The sequence below is a fragment of the Paenibacillus sp. FSL R7-0652 genome, assembly GCF_038595045.1.
In the GTDB taxonomy this organism is placed as follows: Bacteria; Bacillota; Bacilli; order Paenibacillales; family Paenibacillaceae; genus Paenibacillus.
The window spans coordinates 2,130,682-2,145,878 of the sequence record NZ_CP152001.1 but is presented as its reverse complement, the minus strand read 5'-3'; the positions used below and the strand labels follow the sequence as shown (position 1 = coordinate 2,145,878).

The following is a 15,197-nucleotide window of genomic DNA, read 5'->3' as shown; positions in this document are numbered from 1 at the left end:
GTACGCCGTCTATTGGACGGTGTACAAACCTTTTTCTTTAGATGCGGTCGAGAGGACTCGAACCTCCACGGGGGGTTAGCCCACACGGACCTGAACCGTGCGCGTCTGCCAATTCCGCCACGACCGCGTATTATGTATCTTCTCATCCTGGATGAAAAGCACCTACGGTGAATCAATTCCTTGTTTTACCGTAATTCAGAGTATACATGTTTCTAATATATTATGCAACAACTTTTTTCTGATGTTAACAGATACGTTATGTAAACCGATGCCGCTCTCGTTCAATTCAAACAGACAGAAGCAGACCCTTCTGTCCCTTGGGTCTGCCTCTGCGCTTTCTATTTTTCCACTGTCTGTATGACAACCGTTCGGTTACGGCCCTCTTCCTTGGCCAGATAAAGCGCATTATCCGCCAAATGAAACAACTCGGCTTCAGATCGGGCATGCATTGGAAACTCTGCAATACCTGCCGATAGGGTAACTGAACGCTCAACAGCAAGCACACTTTCCTCGACGGAAATCCGGATTCGCTCTGCCGCCTCATATGCCATCTTTGAATCGTAATCTCGAAGCAGCACGACAAACTCTTCCCCGCCAAAGCGGAAAGAGACATCTTCAGGCCGGACGGATATCTGGATCAGCTTGGCGATCTGTTTCAGGACCTCATCCCCCGTAGAATGACCATATGTATCATTAATTAACTTAAAGCGGTCAATATCGAGAACAACAATGGAAAAAGGAGTCTCATCCTGAATCCATTCCTGTATAACAGTCTCAAATGTTCTGCGGTTATTCAAGCCGGTTAACACGTCTGTTCTTGCATCATATACTAATTGATCTGTCTTGTTCCTGAAACTTGCCATTGCCCCGATCATTGTCCGTGTAAGCAGATCAGCTTCCCTGTTCCAGTGCGGTTTCACAATCGGCAGCTCTACTCTTCCTTTATCCACCTGCTGCACGAGATCAGCCAGAAACACAAAAGGCTGCACAAGCTTGCGGGCCACCCGCAGTACAATCAGGGTTAACAGGATGAACGGTACGGCAATGTACAGCAGAAGCAGACCAATCTGACGGTTCAACTGATCATACACCATTTGTGTCGGTGATACGACGACAACTCCCCAATCGGTTGCCGGAACCTTGTAATATCCTGCAAGCGTGCTTGTCCCTTCCAGATTGGTATACTTCTCTTGTCCTGTCTGGTTATTCATCAATTTCTGGACCACTATGTTTTTACTAATATTCTCGCCGATCCGGCTGACATTGGGGTGAAACAGCAGTGCTCCCTTATGGTCAACGATAAAAAAGTACGATCCATTACTGGTCTTCAGTTGACTTCCAAAGGACAAATCCAGTATATTATTCTCCTGCAAATAGATACTTCCGCTTATTAGACCTTTGTAGTCTCCCTTGTTATCAACAATCGGTTCACTCAGAAAAACGATTCTGCGATTCGTTCGCGGAGTCAGGTACGCATCCGATAAGTATGTAGATTTTGCTTTGATCGCCGCTTTGGCTGCTTCAGAGCTGACATGTTTACCGACGCTCACCTGGGAATACGGTGACCTCGATAGGACAAGCCCTGTCTTATCAGCCAGAACTACAGCATTGAAATAATCACTGCTGTTGTGGATCAAATCCAGTGTGGTATTCAGTTTGTCTTTGTCATTGTAATCGACATCTTTAAAATACGCAGCCCCGTACCTCAAGCTCCTCTGCATCGATTCAAAAAGGGAGTCCAGCGTTTGGCTCATCTGTACCGCATTTGCATAATTAAGCTTGAGCGAGTTGTTAATAAGAGCCTGTTTCTGGGTAGTATATGAGGTAATCACCATAATGGTCAGTGTCATCAGGACCGAAATCGTGACTAACCCTCCAAGTAATGCGGTAAGGCTAATTTTTTTAAATGTTCTGACTTTTCTGCGTAATCTGGATAACTTTTTATTTGCGATCATTTTGCTTCCCCCGGATTTTCATAAAAAGGCATATCCATATCATCATATATTAAAGTTGTTAAGAAACAATGAAGAGAACAAGATATCTTAACAATAATTTATAGGATTGACGAAATCATGACAAAATATCGCCTATGGAAATGCCTTGTTTATTTATCCCCCTCCCCACTCATCCTTCAATGATATAACCTTCCTCCAGAATCTGCTCTACAAAACCTGCCATATACCTCAGCTGAACATCAATGGGGCGCTGACTGCCCATCAAAATCCGGTTCTGGACTTCATTGGCCTCGGCTGGAAGCGCAAAAGCGCGTGTATTGGGAAATTCCCTGGCAAGGGTTGTATAGATAGCATTCACCAATGTATCCTTCCCTGAACGTCCAAACACATTAAGCAGCACCGCACCGCCTGCACGCAGTTTGTCTTTTACCATACGGAAGAAGGAAGCATTCGTAAACTGCTCCGGCGTTCCGGCTGCTGTGAATGCATCAATAATGATATAATCGTATACCCCCGCCTGCTCCCGTTCCAACAGTTCCCGACCATCACCAACCAGCACCGGTGAGCCCTGATATCCAAAGAAGTGCTGGCTGATATCCACAACCTCCGCATCCAGTTCCGCCACCTTGACTTGTCGATCTGACAGGTAAGAAGAAATCGTACCAATGCCCTGTCCCACCACAAATACTCGATTAAAATGCGGATCATTTCGTTCCATTAGATGCAGCATAGCTCGCGGATACTCCAGTACAATTCTGGAAGGCTGCTCCAGATCGATCGCCCCCTGAACCGCATCATCCGAGAACTGCAGCACACGGAAGTGTCCGATTTCCCCATAAAGTCTTTTGGTTTCGTAAACGGTCAACTCATGCTGTTCACTTTTATTCCGGTATAATACTTTCAATTTCCTGCTCCTTTCGGGTAAATCATCAGAACTGCGAATCAATGCTGCAGGCCAATAGCCTCGTGTAATGCCTGGACATAAGCAACGCCGAGATTCGACAGGGACGTGCTCTTATGACAGATCCATCCTACATTTATCGATTCTTCACATTCGAGCGGAACCGGAATAATCTCGTTGCCGTTCAGATCGGCGCTGAGTACACCTGTAGATATGGTATACCCGTTTAGACCAATCAGCAGATTAAACAGCGTTGCCCTGTCATTCACCTGAATGCTTTTCGGATGTGATAACGTACTCAGAATCTCTTCCGAAAAATGAAAGGAATTATACTCCCCCTGGTCAAAGGACAGATAAGGGTAATCTTGGAGCTGTTCGATAGCTACAGATTCCTGTTTGGCGAGCGGATTATTCACACTGATGAAGATATGTGGTTTGGCAGTAAACAAACTTGTAAATACAAGTCCAGCATCTTTCAACAGCTTGTTGATGACCTTGGCGTTGAACTCGTTCAAATAGAGAATGCCGATCTCACTGCGAAGGCTTTTCACATCTTGAATAATCTCATACGTTTTGGTTTCCCGAAGTGCAAGTTCATATTCATCATGGCCATACTGCTGAACAAGCCGCACAAAAGCATTCACTGCAAAAGCATAGTGCTGGGTTGATACCGAGAAATGCTGCGGAGACGGCTTTGCATTCAGATACCGATTTTCCAGTAATTCGGCCTGCTCTACGACCTGACGTGCATAGCTCAGAAACTCCACACCTTCCTTGGAGAGCGTGATGCCTTTGTTGGTACGTTCAAAAATGGTAATGCGCAGCTCCTGCTCCAAATCGCGGATTGCGTTGGACAAGCTCGGTTGGGAGATAAAAAGCCGTTTGGCTGCTTCATTCATCGATCCGTGTGTGGCAACCTCGATTACATATTTAAGCTGTTGTAATGTCATAACTCTGTCCCCTTTTTCCTCATCCATTGTACTTGAGACATCTCTTCCTTTTATCCAGAAAATGTGTTTTGTTTCTCTAATCCTGTCAGCTTGTTCTGTCCCGATAACTGACATCTTTCCGGAAACATACTGCGCTGCGCAAGTTTATCCTCAATAAAATCAACAACCTGCTGCAGCGAACGGATCTGCACCTGTACCTTTTTCTGATAATTGATCAGCATCTCCCGCTCTTCCGGGTAATCATTCAAATCCGACTCCAAAGACATCTGCAGAAATGGCTTCATCTCCTCCAGCGACATGCCCGTTTTCTTCAGGCAGGTGATCAGAAGCATCGTCTGGATATCCTGCTCGGAATAGATCCGGTGCTGGCTGGCTTTGCGCTCCGCCCGAGGCAGCAGTCCTATTTTCTCATAATAACGAATCGTATCTTTGGATAGTCCCGACCGTTCAGATGTTTCATGAATGGAGAACATGGTTTGTCCGCTCATCATTACGCCTCCCGATACATACTTCTCATTATCATACAACTTGGAGCTGGCTCCAAGTCAAGCCAAAAATCCAACCCTTGACTTGGAGTCGACTCCAAATTGTAGAATGGCGTCTCCTGCAGATCGATCGGCAATAACGATATGTTCTACTCATGCATAACCGATCGATTTTGACATGCATGAATATATTAGGAGGTCATGATGATGAACCATGTTAACCCGCTTCGTACTGCCGTAATTACAGGCTGCACTTCAGGAATCGGCCTGGAGCTTACAAGAAAGCTTCTAACAGACCAATGGCGGATTATCGGTCTTAACCGCTCGCCATTTCCTGCAGATGATCCCGAAATTCAGACCGCATTAAACTCGGGGCAGCTACTATCCGTTCAGGCCCGTCTGACGAATTATGCCAGTCTCCGCACTGCACTTGAACAGATTCGGGCCCAGACAGATACCATTGATATTCTCTTCAACAATGCGGGAGGCAGCACACCCACTCTTCAATATTCGGATCAGGGACTGGAGCTGCACTTCGAGCTTCAAACCGTGGTGCCTTATATTATTTACCGGGAGCTTTACGATCTGCTCCGCCATGGGGGGATGAAAACCGTAGTAAACACCTCGACAACCTCTTTTCGTATGATGAGGGCGTTTGACCTTGGCATCTTGGAGCGGCCTGTCTCATTCAGAAAGCTATTTGGTCCATACGCAGCATCCAAGCTCGCCCTCTCATTATGGACTCGCGAGGCTGCTTCCACTACTGCGGCAGATGGGATTCGGCTTCTTAGTGCAGATCCGGGTGGAAACAATACGCTAAAAAGCAGCAAGGCTTCTGGTCTGCCCTTCTATATCAGACCTGTGATGAAATTATTCTTTGCTCATCCAAGTCGCGGCGCATCACTGCTCCATGACGCAGCACTTGGGACAGTAAGGCATGAATCTGGTGTATTTCTTGTTAAAAACAAGGAAGCTTCTCTTCCATTCATGGAACAGGGTGCTTCTGTGCTTCAACGGGTGCATGAAATCTATGAGCAGAAGTATTTAGGTACTCAAGATGATCTATAAAAAGGCTGTAAATCCCGATCATTAGAATCGTAATTCCGGTTCCAGACTTGACCCTAATCGGTCAGGTCTGTTGGTCTTTGTCCTTCATATTTTCCAAGCCTGCGCTCATAGGAGTTAAACATAAGAAAAAAGCCGTGTCACATGGACGCAGCGAAAATCGGAAGGAGACATAACAGGATGAGTAAACCAAAACAACCCAGTGGTCAGCCATTCATTATACCACAGCCTATTCGCAGTGACGGCGCAGGCGGTCCGGATTACGGACCAAGAGATGTAATGAGAGACAAGCAAAATCCCGACATGCTTGTACCGCCCAAGACAGATAACGGACTGCTGCCCAACCTGAGAATGTCTTTCTCGGATACACATATGCAGCTCAATCATGGCGGCTGGTCACGTGAGATTACGGTGCGTGATCTGCCCATCGCCACTACGCTTGCAGGAGTCAACATGAGTCTTACTCCGGGCGGTGTCCGTGAACTGCACTGGCATCAGCAATCCGAATGGGCCTATATGATCTGGGGAACGGCCAGAATCACTGCAGTAGATCAGAATGGGAGAAATTTCATCGCCGATGTTGGCCCGGGCGATCTCTGGTTTTTCCCCAAAGGTCTGCCTCATTCGATCCAAGGTTTGGAGAACGGGTGTGAATTTTTGTTGGTATTTGATGACGGCAGCTTCTCGGATCTGAACACCCTATCGATCTCTGATTGGTTTGCTCACACACCGCCTGAAGTATTATCCATGAATTTCGGTGTGCCAGAATCAGCCTTTCAGTCCATGCCGAAGGAACAGGTATATATTTTTCAAGATAACGTACCTGGTTCACTTGAGAGTCAGGAGATTCAATCTCCCTACGGAACGGTTCCACTTCCTTTTTCCTATCGTTTATTAGCACAGGAGCCCTTAATTACACCTGGGGGGAGTGTGCGCATCGTAGATTCCACCAACTTTCCCATCTCCACAACTGTCGCAGCAGCCCTCGTCGAGATCAAACCCGGAGCAATGCGTGAACTTCACTGGCATCCGAATGCCGATGAATGGCAGTACTATTTGACAGGGGAAGGCAGAATGACCGTCTTTGGTGGCAATGGCAGCGCACGTACCTTCGATTATCGGGCTGGAGATGTCGGGTATGTTCCTATAGCCATGGGGCACTATATACAAAATACCGGTGAGAACACGTTATGGTTTTTGGAAATCTTCCGAAGTGATCGTTTTGAGGACGTCTCACTCAATCAGTGGATGGCTTTAACGCCCCGTGACCTCGTGCGAGACAATCTGAATGCACCACCGGAACTGCTGGATGCACTGCGTAAAGTGAAATGGCCTGTCGTATAAAATAGTATAAACCTATATCATCCACTCCGAATTGGGGTAAAGGTGAGAGAACCCACAATAACGAAGGAGGAATATGAAGATGAAAGCCGTAACGTTCCAGGGCATCAAGGATATTCAAGTGAAACAGGTCGAGGATCCGGCACTGCAGCAGAAGGATGATATTATCGTTCGTATTACTTCAACCGCAATCTGTGGATCGGATTTGCATATTTATCAGGGAGCGCTGCCTGCCGCCAAAGACTATGTCATCGGTCATGAACCGATGGGCATTGTGGAAGAGGTTGGACCTGAGGTTACACGGGTGAAAAAAGGAGACCGGGTCGTACTGCCTTTTAATATTGCCTGCGGGCAGTGCTTCTATTGTAATCATGATATGGAGAGCCAGTGTGACCATTCCAATAGAAATCCTGATATTCACACTGGAGGCTATTTTGGTTTCACCGAGCGATACGGTGGCCACCCCGGCGGACAGGCCGAACTGCTGCGTGTGCCTTACGGCAACTTCACCCCCTTTGTCATTCCGGAGTCCTGCGAGCTGCAGGATGAGGCACTGCTGTTTCTATCCGACGTACTGCCAACGGCATACTGGAGCGTCGAAAATGCTGGCGTGAAGCCAGGAGATACGGTCACTGTGCTTGGGAGCGGCCCGATTGGGCTGATGACGCAGAAGTTCGCCTGGATGAAGGGTGCCAAACGGGTGATCGCCGTTGATCGTCTGCCCTATCGACTGGAGAAGGCCAAGCGAATGAATGATGCAGAGGTCTTTAACTTTGAAGAGTACGACGATATGGGCGAGCACATCCGCGAGATGACCCAGGGTGGAACAGATATTGTCATTGACTGTGTAGGCATGGATGGCAAAAAAACGATGCTGGAAGAGATCGGCCAGAAGCTGAAACTGCATGGCGGGGCGCTGAGTGCCATCGAAATCGGCATGAAAGCAGTACGCAAGTTTGGAACGATCCAGCTTACAGGGGTGTACGGCTCTTCCTACAATATGTTCCCTCTGGGAAATCTGTTTGAACGCAATATCAACATCAAAATGGGACAAGCTCCTGTTATTCATTACATGCCTGAACTGTTCCGCAAAATTACAGCAGGAGAATTTGACCCAACCGAAATTATTTCACACCGCTTATCCCTGGATAACGCAAGCGAAGCTTACCGAATCTTTAACGATCACGAAGATGAATGCACCAAGGTAATTTTAAAACCTTGATTCTTAAAGGCAGTCTTACCTTTGACAGGGTAGGCCTGCCTTTTTTGCACCGTTTGAGTACCTGAATATTGCCCCGTTTCCCCTTCAAAGCCAAAAAAAGCATCCCTCCAATCATTTTCGCTGGAGAGATGCTGCAGGCGGATTACCAAACCCGTGCTGATGTTATACGATCATTTGATAATCCAATTGTATATTTTATTATTTAACAAGCTCAGGTGACTTCTTCCACAATCCCAGAATGAGACCCGAGATCACAGAACCAATAACAACCGCGAGCAGGAACAGCAGGGTGTGGTTAGCCAGAAGTGCTACAAAGACCCCACCGTGCGGAGCTGGTACGTTGATATTCCAGAGCTGCGTAAGACCACCGGCTGCTGCAGAACCAATAATACAAGAAGTCAGTACACGAAGCGGATCAGCCGCTGCAAAAGGAATCGCACCTTCTGTGATGAACGACAGCCCCAGTACATAGTTAGTCAAACCGGATTTGCGTTCCTGCTCCGTGAATTTGGATTTAAAGAACGTTGTTGCAAGCGCAATTGCCAGAGGCGGTGCCATACCGCCTGCCATAACTGCCGCCATCCATGCTCCGTCTGTGTTGCCGCTGGATGTAAATACGCCAATCGCAAATGTATAGGCAGCTTTGTTGAACGGACCGCCCATATCGATGGCCATCATGCCGCCGAGCAGCACGCCGAGCAGTACTTTATTACCTGTTCCCAGATTGCCGAGTGCATCCACAAGCCATGTGTTCAGGGAACCGAAGATTGGATCGAAAATGTAATAACTGATTGTACCGACGATCAGCAGACCCAGTACCGGATAGAGCAGGATCGGTTTCAAACCGTCAATTGCTTTTGGCAGCCCCTTCAGTGCCTTACGCAGACCAATAACGACATAACCTGCGAGGAAACCGGCAGCGAGACCACCAAGGAAACCGGCATTAGAGCTTACAGCCATCAAACCACCGACCATACCCGGCATCAGGGCTGGACGATCACCGATACTCATCGCAATAAATCCGGCAAGTACTGGAATCAGGAAATGGAACGCACCTGTTCCTCCGCCAATGGTTTGCAGCAACTGTACAATCGGATTGTCAGGACTCGCAAGCTGTTCAATCAAGAAGGAGATGGCGAGCAGGATACCCCCACCAACAACGAATGGCAGCATATGTGAAATACCGTTCATCAAATCTTTGTAAATTTTACTTCCGACGCTTATTTTATGATCGCTGGTGCCTTCATGCTTCGCAATTCCACCTTGGCTGCGATAGATTGGGGCATCCCCGTTAACCGCCTTGCGGATCAGTTCTTCGGATTTGCGGATACCGTCACTTACCGGTCTTTGCAGCACAGGCTTGCCGTCAAAGCGGGCCATTTCGACATTTTTGTCTGCAGCAATGATAACCCCTTTAGCGCGAGCAATCTCGTCAGCTGTCAATACATTCTGTGCGCCTTCGGAACCGTTCGTTTCCACACGAATATTAATTCCCATTTCCTGTGCTTTTTTCTTGAGCGCATCCTCAGCCATAAATGTATGCGCAATACCTGTCGGACAGGCGGTAACAGCAACAACAAAATCTTCAGAATTGGCATTACCCACAAGGACACCTGCGCTGTTTTTCACGTTGTCAGCACCATTTGCAGCCGAAGATGCCTGCGCTTCTCTCTCCAGCTTTGCTTTTTCTTTGGCTGCTTCCTTGGCTGCAGCTTCCTCCTGCTTGGCGTCGAACAAGGCACTCACTTCTTGAGGCGTATTTGTGTTCATCAATTCAGCGATGAAATCGCTATCAACCAGCAGCCTTGAAAGAGCCGCAAGTGTGCGAAGATGTGTATTCCCGGCGCCTTCCGGAGCCGCAATCATGAAGAAAATATGGGCAGGCTGATCATCCAGCGCTTCAAAATCCAGACCTTTTTTGCTTTTGGCGAAGACAACCGTTGGTTCGTTTACCGCTTTCGTCTTCGCGTGAGGCATAGCAATCCCGCCGCCAATACCTGTGCTGGATTCCGCTTCTCTTTTGTAAATCATTTCTTTGAACAGCACCGGATCGTTGATGCGTCCACTCCGATTCAAACTTGCAATCAGTTCGTCGATCGCCTCATCTTTGGTCGTCGCTTGCAGATCCATAATCATCGTTTCCTGGATCATCAAGTCAGTGATTTTCATCTTGGAACACTCCCTTAAGTTCGGTCGGCCTGCGCAGCAGGCCTCATATAAATTCATATCCATACAGATGCTGTTAAACTTTCCCAACCCAAAACAGGCATGCCGCTTTTAAAGTGTTGTAATTGTAACCTGATCACGCAATGCTTCAATAAGCTCTCGTGCGGCAAGGTCATCCGAGAAGGCGGTTGCGCTGCCCGATGCTACTCCGGTGCGGAATGCTTCCAGCAGGTCTCCGTGCAGTACATACGTGCCTACAAACCCGCCAATCATCGAATCGCCAGCACCAACTGAATTTTTCACCTTGCCTTTAGGTACGGTTGCATGATAGACATTAGTCTTCGTGATAAACAATGCTCCTTCTCCAGCCATGGAGATCAATACATGTTTGGCACCTGCTTCAAGCAGTTTACGTCCGTAGGACACCAATTCCTCACGTGTCTCAATGGTTACGCCAAACAATTCGGCTAGTTCATGATGGTTTGGTTTGACCAACAGCGGCTTGTGAACGAGTGCTTCCATTAGTGCAGACCCTGTGGTATCAATGACGAACTCGGCTTCCGTCTGCTTGCAGACTTGAATGAGACGATCATAGAAATCTGAACCAAGTGACGGTGGAACACTGCCAGATAGAATGACAATATCTCCTTTTTGCAAAGAAGACAGTTTAAGCAGCAGCTGTTCTGCCTCATCCGCACGGATTGCCGGCCCCAAGCCGTTAATTTCGGTTTCGTCCCCATGCTTGAGCTTGATGTTAATGCGGGTATCGTCTGCAATGGTGACAAAATCGGTCTGGATCGCATCTTCCTGCAGCTTGTCGTTAATAAAACGTCCGGTGAATCCACCCAAAAATCCGATAGCCGTATTGGCCGCTCCAAGTTGATTCAAAATCCGGGAAACGTTAATGCCTTTACCTCCAGGCAGTTTCAAGTCCCGGTTCATGCGGTTTAATCCGCCCAGTTTCAGATCGTCCACTTCTACGATGTAATCGATGGACGGGTTGAGTGTTATCGTATATATCATCGCTATCCCTCAATTATTTTAGTTTTCCGGGTGACTACCGCTCGCCAATGTTCTGGCATTCGCTCCGTAATCAGATCTGCCTCCTCCAAATCAAACAATTTGGCAAAAGTAATATCCCCGATTTTGCTGGAATCAGCCAGCACATAGGATTTCCCCGACAATTGATGTGCACGCCTCTTAATCAAGGCTTCCTCCGGATCAGGCGTTGTATACCCCATCTCGGGGTCCACACCGTTACTTCCGAGAAAACATTTATCAAATCGAAAATTGTCCATGTTCTGCAGCGCAATGCTGCCAATGACTGCTTTGGTATGAATTTTCATCATGCCGCCTAATAAATAACTGCGAATTCGCTTGCTTACAAGCGCCTCGACATGGGAGAGTCCATTGGTGACCACCGTTACATCTTTAGCTTCGATAAAAGGGATCATGGCCAGTGTTGTCGTGCCGGCATCTAGGTAAATACATTCACCATTCTGAATTTCCTGTGCGGCCAACCGGGCGATAACGGTTTTCTGTTGAATGTTTTTGAACGTTTTTTCTTCCATACCTGGCTCTAACGTTTTTTCATTCACCAGTGAAGCGCCACCATGGATACGTTTGAGCATCTGACGGCTTTCCAGATCAATCAAATCTCTTCTAATCGTGGATTCAGAAACTCCAAGCACATCAACAAGCTCCTGCAGTTTCACAATCCCCTGTAAATGTAAGCGCTCTACAATTGCAGCATATCGTTCTTCAGTCAGCATATTCATTCCTCCAACTGCTTCTATAGTATCATAAATCCCGCAAAAAACAATCATTTTCATTCAAAATAATTTAAAAACCTTCAAATTCTTTCACTTTTCGTCTAAATTTCTTGTCCGAATGTCCCGATCACCCGTTTCTCTACACGCATCTGATAATCTAGTTCCTATTGTGGAGAGGTGAATCTTCTATGTCAGTCCTGACGAACAAAAGGCGGAAACCGTGTGAGCCCTATCGATCGAAGACAAGGGCAGTTCAACGTTACGGCTGGATTTCATCCAACTGGAGTGGTTACGTAAAGAGAAAATCCCGTCAAGCCTACCGGCGAATTTCCGCAGAGTGGACTGTTCCTTATGTTTTTCCTAGCTCGCGCACCTCATATTCATCTGCATGGATAGGTATTGACGGTTTTACAAACAACGATCTTATTCAAACAGGCACAGCTCATGATTGGATTCAGGGCAGACCCGTATATTATGCCTGGTGGGAAATCCTGCCGGATACAGAAACGATCATTCATCAACCGGTAAATGCCGGTGACTGCATGCGCGGTATCATTACCAAAATAACCCGCCACACCTGGTGCATCCACCTGAGCAATCTCACCAAAGGCTGGACTTTTCGCACCGTTCAGCGTTATTCAGGTCCTCAATCCTCCGCCGAATGGATTGTTGAAGCTCCTTCCATTGGCGGTTCCCCTGCCCTGATACCTAGACTCAGTCCGATTTCTTTTCGAATGTGCCGTCTTAATGGCCGCCCTCCGGCCTTCAGCACCAAAGATAAAGGCATTATGGTCCAGAACCAGCGTGTCTTGTCAGTTCCCTGGCCTCCCAATTCGTGCAGAGACGGGTTTATTGTGCGGCGTGTTCGCTAAGTCTTGTTTGGATCATATGACTGAAAAATCCTGCAGCCGCCGACGTTTCTGACGCCGGTGCTGCAGGATTTTGGCCATGCCGGGACGGCGTCCTGCTGTAGTAACTCAGTGCTTCCTACGATAATAGCCCGATGCTTTCTTTTATAGTGACTCAGGCCCAATTATCTAAGCTCTGTATTCCCGATATCCGGTTTAGGTTTGAGCCATCTACCTTCTTCGTTAATAAAGGCTCCCTTGAACCTTCCCATCTCCAGCTGTTCGATCAGCTTTTCTTCATCCGTTGTCAAAATCTCAGCTAACTGTTCAACGGTATAATAATCCGCCGGATTGTAATCAAGCAGAATAGGCACAGCAGTATCGTATAATTCGCGGATCATATTCTCGAAAGAATGGCGTCCCAGATTCGTCATCTTCTGATAAACCTGCAGCGGCTGGGAAACCAAAGTACGAAACGATTTGTCCTCCAGATTCATCCACAATGTGCTGCATGCCTGAACACTCATATAATTCTGGTCTACATCGTAAAACTGCATTTCCTCAATCTTCATGTATTTCTCTTGAAAAGCCACAATTTTAATTAAGGGCACATCACGTAATCGTGATGCTTTTTTCAGGTGGGCCCTGAACTGCTCATAATTCATCTCTTTATTTTGTTTCGCCTGCTCCATTTATAGATCCCTGCCTTTAACATGTTCCAAACGACATCTTACAACAAATCCTCATAGAACGAAAGAAGCATTGGTAAAAAACAAAGACGCACAGCATAATCTGCTGCACGAAGGACAATACCATGATTATATTTTTTCGCGTTTCGACCAAGCGGCCGTGAACTCTGGTTCATTGTACTCATAGAACTCGCGCAGGATTTGCTCCCGGTCGTCGAGGAACAGTTGATCGGCTATTCCTGTGACCAGTTTGGGTACAGCCCCTTTAGTTCCCGATATGGCCGAGGCAGATAAACCGCAGCTTGCCAGCGCTGAATAATTAAATACGAATAGTCCATGCAGCAGCGCCTTTCCCTGCTCGCTTTTACTAGTCATAGCAAATCCGGGACTTAAATACGGATGTGCATCAATCTGTTCGTTTCGGAGTTCGGGCGGCGCTTCATAACAATCCTTCCAGCGGGCAATATGCTCTTCCACAAGTCGAAGTTCAGGACGGAGCGCAGGATCACTGACCAGACCTGTACTAATGATCAGAAAATCAAATGTGTACACACCATGTGCGGTTCGTATCTTCGCAGCCTGACCCGCGGCTTCTGCACCAAGCCATGGAGAGTTCAGGTGAAGCTCAAATCCCGGCCAGGAGGCCGCGCGGATAAACGTGTCATTGGTTGGCGGCTGATTGAATTGAAAAAAGTGGGAAATCACCTGATACTTATCCGCAGCAGGCAGTGCATGAAACCGCTCGATCATGCCAGACTGTTCCATCTGGCGAATCGGATTCACCTGCGGCAGCTGTGCACGCCGCACAAAAACGTGAGCCTCGGCCACTCCCGAGACAAGCGCGTGATTTGCATTGTCAAAAGCCGACGCCCCGCCGCCGAGCACAGCAACCTTTTTCCCTTTTAACCGTTCAAAATCAATCTCTTCCGACGTATGTGCATACAGCTGTCGCGGCAGATGGTCAGCGATGAGCGATGGAATATGCCACCGCCCGCCTCCTTGAATGCCAGTTGCAAGCACCACTTTCCGAGCAAGGATGACGTTCCCGCGATGCCCCTTCCCGGTTACATGCAGCCGATAAATTCCATCCTGGGCAGGTTCGATCAGGTCTAACTTCACTTCATTTCGTACAGGCAAACCCAACACTTCACGATACCAACGCAAATAGTTCATCCAATCCCCGCGCCGTATTTTGTCTATTTCCTTCCATCCCTCTATTCCTGCCTGAGCCTCCCACCACGAACGAAACGTCAGTGAGGGAATCCCCAGGTCAATGGAAGTGAGATGTTTCGGTGTACGCAGCGTAACCATTCGCGCATACGTGTCCCACGGTCCTTCTTGTCCAGCAGCATTTTCGTCAATGATGAGAATATTGGAGATCCGTTCACGAAGAAGCCCGAATGCAGCCCCAAGCCCGCTCTGTCCTCCGCCTGCAATAACGACATCATACACATGTCCTTCTGCATGCTCTCTTGCACGAACCCAGTTGGCACCGCCAAAACATAAATACGCCAAATCATGCTTCACACGTTCATTTAATGCTTCGAGGCCCATACTTCATCAACCCTTTCATGATCTATCCAGAAAACAGGCTTCGGTGCATCGTGCATTTAGCATCCGGGTGTTCTTCTGCAGTACCCGGATCGAATTAGCGCTATTATATGAGTTCAGAGCAGGCATTGGAAGCAGGCGTACACTTTATTGTTACGCATGCTAAAAAACATAAATGTACTTGTTCATTTACACGAAAGTGAAGTGAACATAGTCGATAATTCAGCACGATCTAATGTACATAGAAGAAAC

Annotated in this window: 13 protein-coding genes and 1 tRNA gene; 4 read left to right on the top strand and 10 right to left on the bottom strand. The window is 47.5% G+C overall.

Annotation, left to right across the window (positions count from 1 at the left end; all coding sequences use genetic code 11):
* Window positions 1-42 precede the first annotated feature (42 nt).
* The 5 genes from MKY97_RS09835 to MKY97_RS09815 all read right to left on the bottom strand — a co-directional run bounded on the left by MKY97_RS09835 (window position 43) and on the right by MKY97_RS09815 (window position 4,297).
* Window positions 43-127: transfer RNA gene (locus MKY97_RS09835), tRNA-Leu, on the bottom strand.
* Window positions 128-338: 211 nt separating this feature from the next.
* Window positions 339-1,955 (bottom strand): diguanylate cyclase, encoded by a 1,617-nt coding sequence (locus MKY97_RS09830; protein ID WP_342555262.1) that lies wholly within the window; start codon window positions 1,953-1,955, stop codon window positions 339-341.
* A 169-nt stretch (window positions 1,956-2,124) separates the two neighbouring features.
* Entirely contained in the window at window positions 2,125-2,859 is a 735-nt protein-coding gene (locus MKY97_RS09825) for a fused MFS/spermidine synthase (RefSeq protein WP_342555261.1), read from the bottom strand.
* Between the two features lie 38 nt (window positions 2,860-2,897).
* Window positions 2,898-3,806 carry a LysR family transcriptional regulator gene (locus MKY97_RS09820; RefSeq protein ID WP_342555260.1) on the bottom strand — a complete coding sequence of 303 codons (909 nt, stop codon included), beginning with the start codon at window positions 3,804-3,806 and terminating at the stop codon, window positions 2,898-2,900.
* Between the two features lie 50 nt (window positions 3,807-3,856).
* Complete coding sequence (locus tag MKY97_RS09815; RefSeq protein ID WP_342555259.1) at window positions 3,857-4,297, bottom strand: MerR family transcriptional regulator; 441 nt, start codon at window positions 4,295-4,297, stop codon at window positions 3,857-3,859.
* A 195-nt stretch (window positions 4,298-4,492) separates the two neighbouring features.
* Between MKY97_RS09815 and MKY97_RS09810 the strand changes: the two genes are divergently transcribed.
* From MKY97_RS09810 to MKY97_RS09800, 3 genes are all read left to right on the top strand, one after another.
* Window positions 4,493-5,359, top strand: a complete 867-nt coding sequence (locus MKY97_RS09810) for an SDR family NAD(P)-dependent oxidoreductase (RefSeq protein WP_342555258.1) — start codon at window positions 4,493-4,495, stop codon at window positions 5,357-5,359.
* 177 nt (window positions 5,360-5,536) lie between these two features.
* On the top strand, window positions 5,537-6,700 hold the full coding sequence (locus tag MKY97_RS09805; protein WP_342555257.1) for an oxalate decarboxylase family bicupin: 1,164 nt from the start codon (window positions 5,537-5,539) through the stop codon (window positions 6,698-6,700).
* A gap of 79 nt (window positions 6,701-6,779) precedes the next feature.
* Window positions 6,780-7,919 (top strand): zinc-dependent alcohol dehydrogenase, encoded by a 1,140-nt coding sequence (locus tag MKY97_RS09800; RefSeq protein WP_342555256.1) that lies wholly within the window; start codon window positions 6,780-6,782, stop codon window positions 7,917-7,919.
* 198 nt (window positions 7,920-8,117) lie between these two features.
* On the opposite strand, the gene MKY97_RS09795 is transcribed toward MKY97_RS09800, so the two are convergent.
* From MKY97_RS09795 to MKY97_RS09785, 3 genes are all read right to left on the bottom strand, one after another.
* Window positions 8,118-10,088, bottom strand: coding sequence for a fructose-specific PTS transporter subunit EIIC (locus MKY97_RS09795; protein WP_342555255.1), 1,971 nt, complete (start codon window positions 10,086-10,088; stop codon window positions 8,118-8,120).
* Between the two features lie 108 nt (window positions 10,089-10,196).
* Window positions 10,197-11,108 (bottom strand): 1-phosphofructokinase, encoded by a 912-nt coding sequence (pfkB, locus tag MKY97_RS09790; protein ID WP_342555254.1) that lies wholly within the window; start codon window positions 11,106-11,108, stop codon window positions 10,197-10,199.
* Between the two features lie 2 nt (window positions 11,109-11,110).
* Window positions 11,111-11,857 (bottom strand): DeoR/GlpR family DNA-binding transcription regulator, encoded by a 747-nt coding sequence (locus MKY97_RS09785; RefSeq protein ID WP_342555253.1) that lies wholly within the window; start codon window positions 11,855-11,857, stop codon window positions 11,111-11,113.
* Window positions 11,858-12,045: 188 nt separating this feature from the next.
* Between MKY97_RS09785 and MKY97_RS09780 the strand changes: the two genes are divergently transcribed.
* On the top strand, window positions 12,046-12,729 hold the full coding sequence (locus tag MKY97_RS09780; protein ID WP_342555252.1) for a G1 family glutamic endopeptidase: 684 nt from the start codon (window positions 12,046-12,048) through the stop codon (window positions 12,727-12,729).
* A gap of 161 nt (window positions 12,730-12,890) precedes the next feature.
* Here MKY97_RS09780 and MKY97_RS09775 read toward each other — a convergent pair whose 3' ends face one another.
* Both MKY97_RS09775 and MKY97_RS09770 read right to left on the bottom strand, forming a co-directional pair.
* The gene (locus MKY97_RS09775) at window positions 12,891-13,397 is read right to left on the bottom strand and encodes a hypothetical protein (RefSeq protein ID WP_342555251.1); all 507 of its coding nucleotides are present in this window, start codon (window positions 13,395-13,397) and stop codon (window positions 12,891-12,893) included.
* A 126-nt stretch (window positions 13,398-13,523) separates the two neighbouring features.
* On the bottom strand, window positions 13,524-14,948 hold the full coding sequence (locus tag MKY97_RS09770; protein WP_342555250.1) for an NAD(P)/FAD-dependent oxidoreductase: 1,425 nt from the start codon (window positions 14,946-14,948) through the stop codon (window positions 13,524-13,526).
* Window positions 14,949-15,197 lie beyond the last annotated feature (249 nt).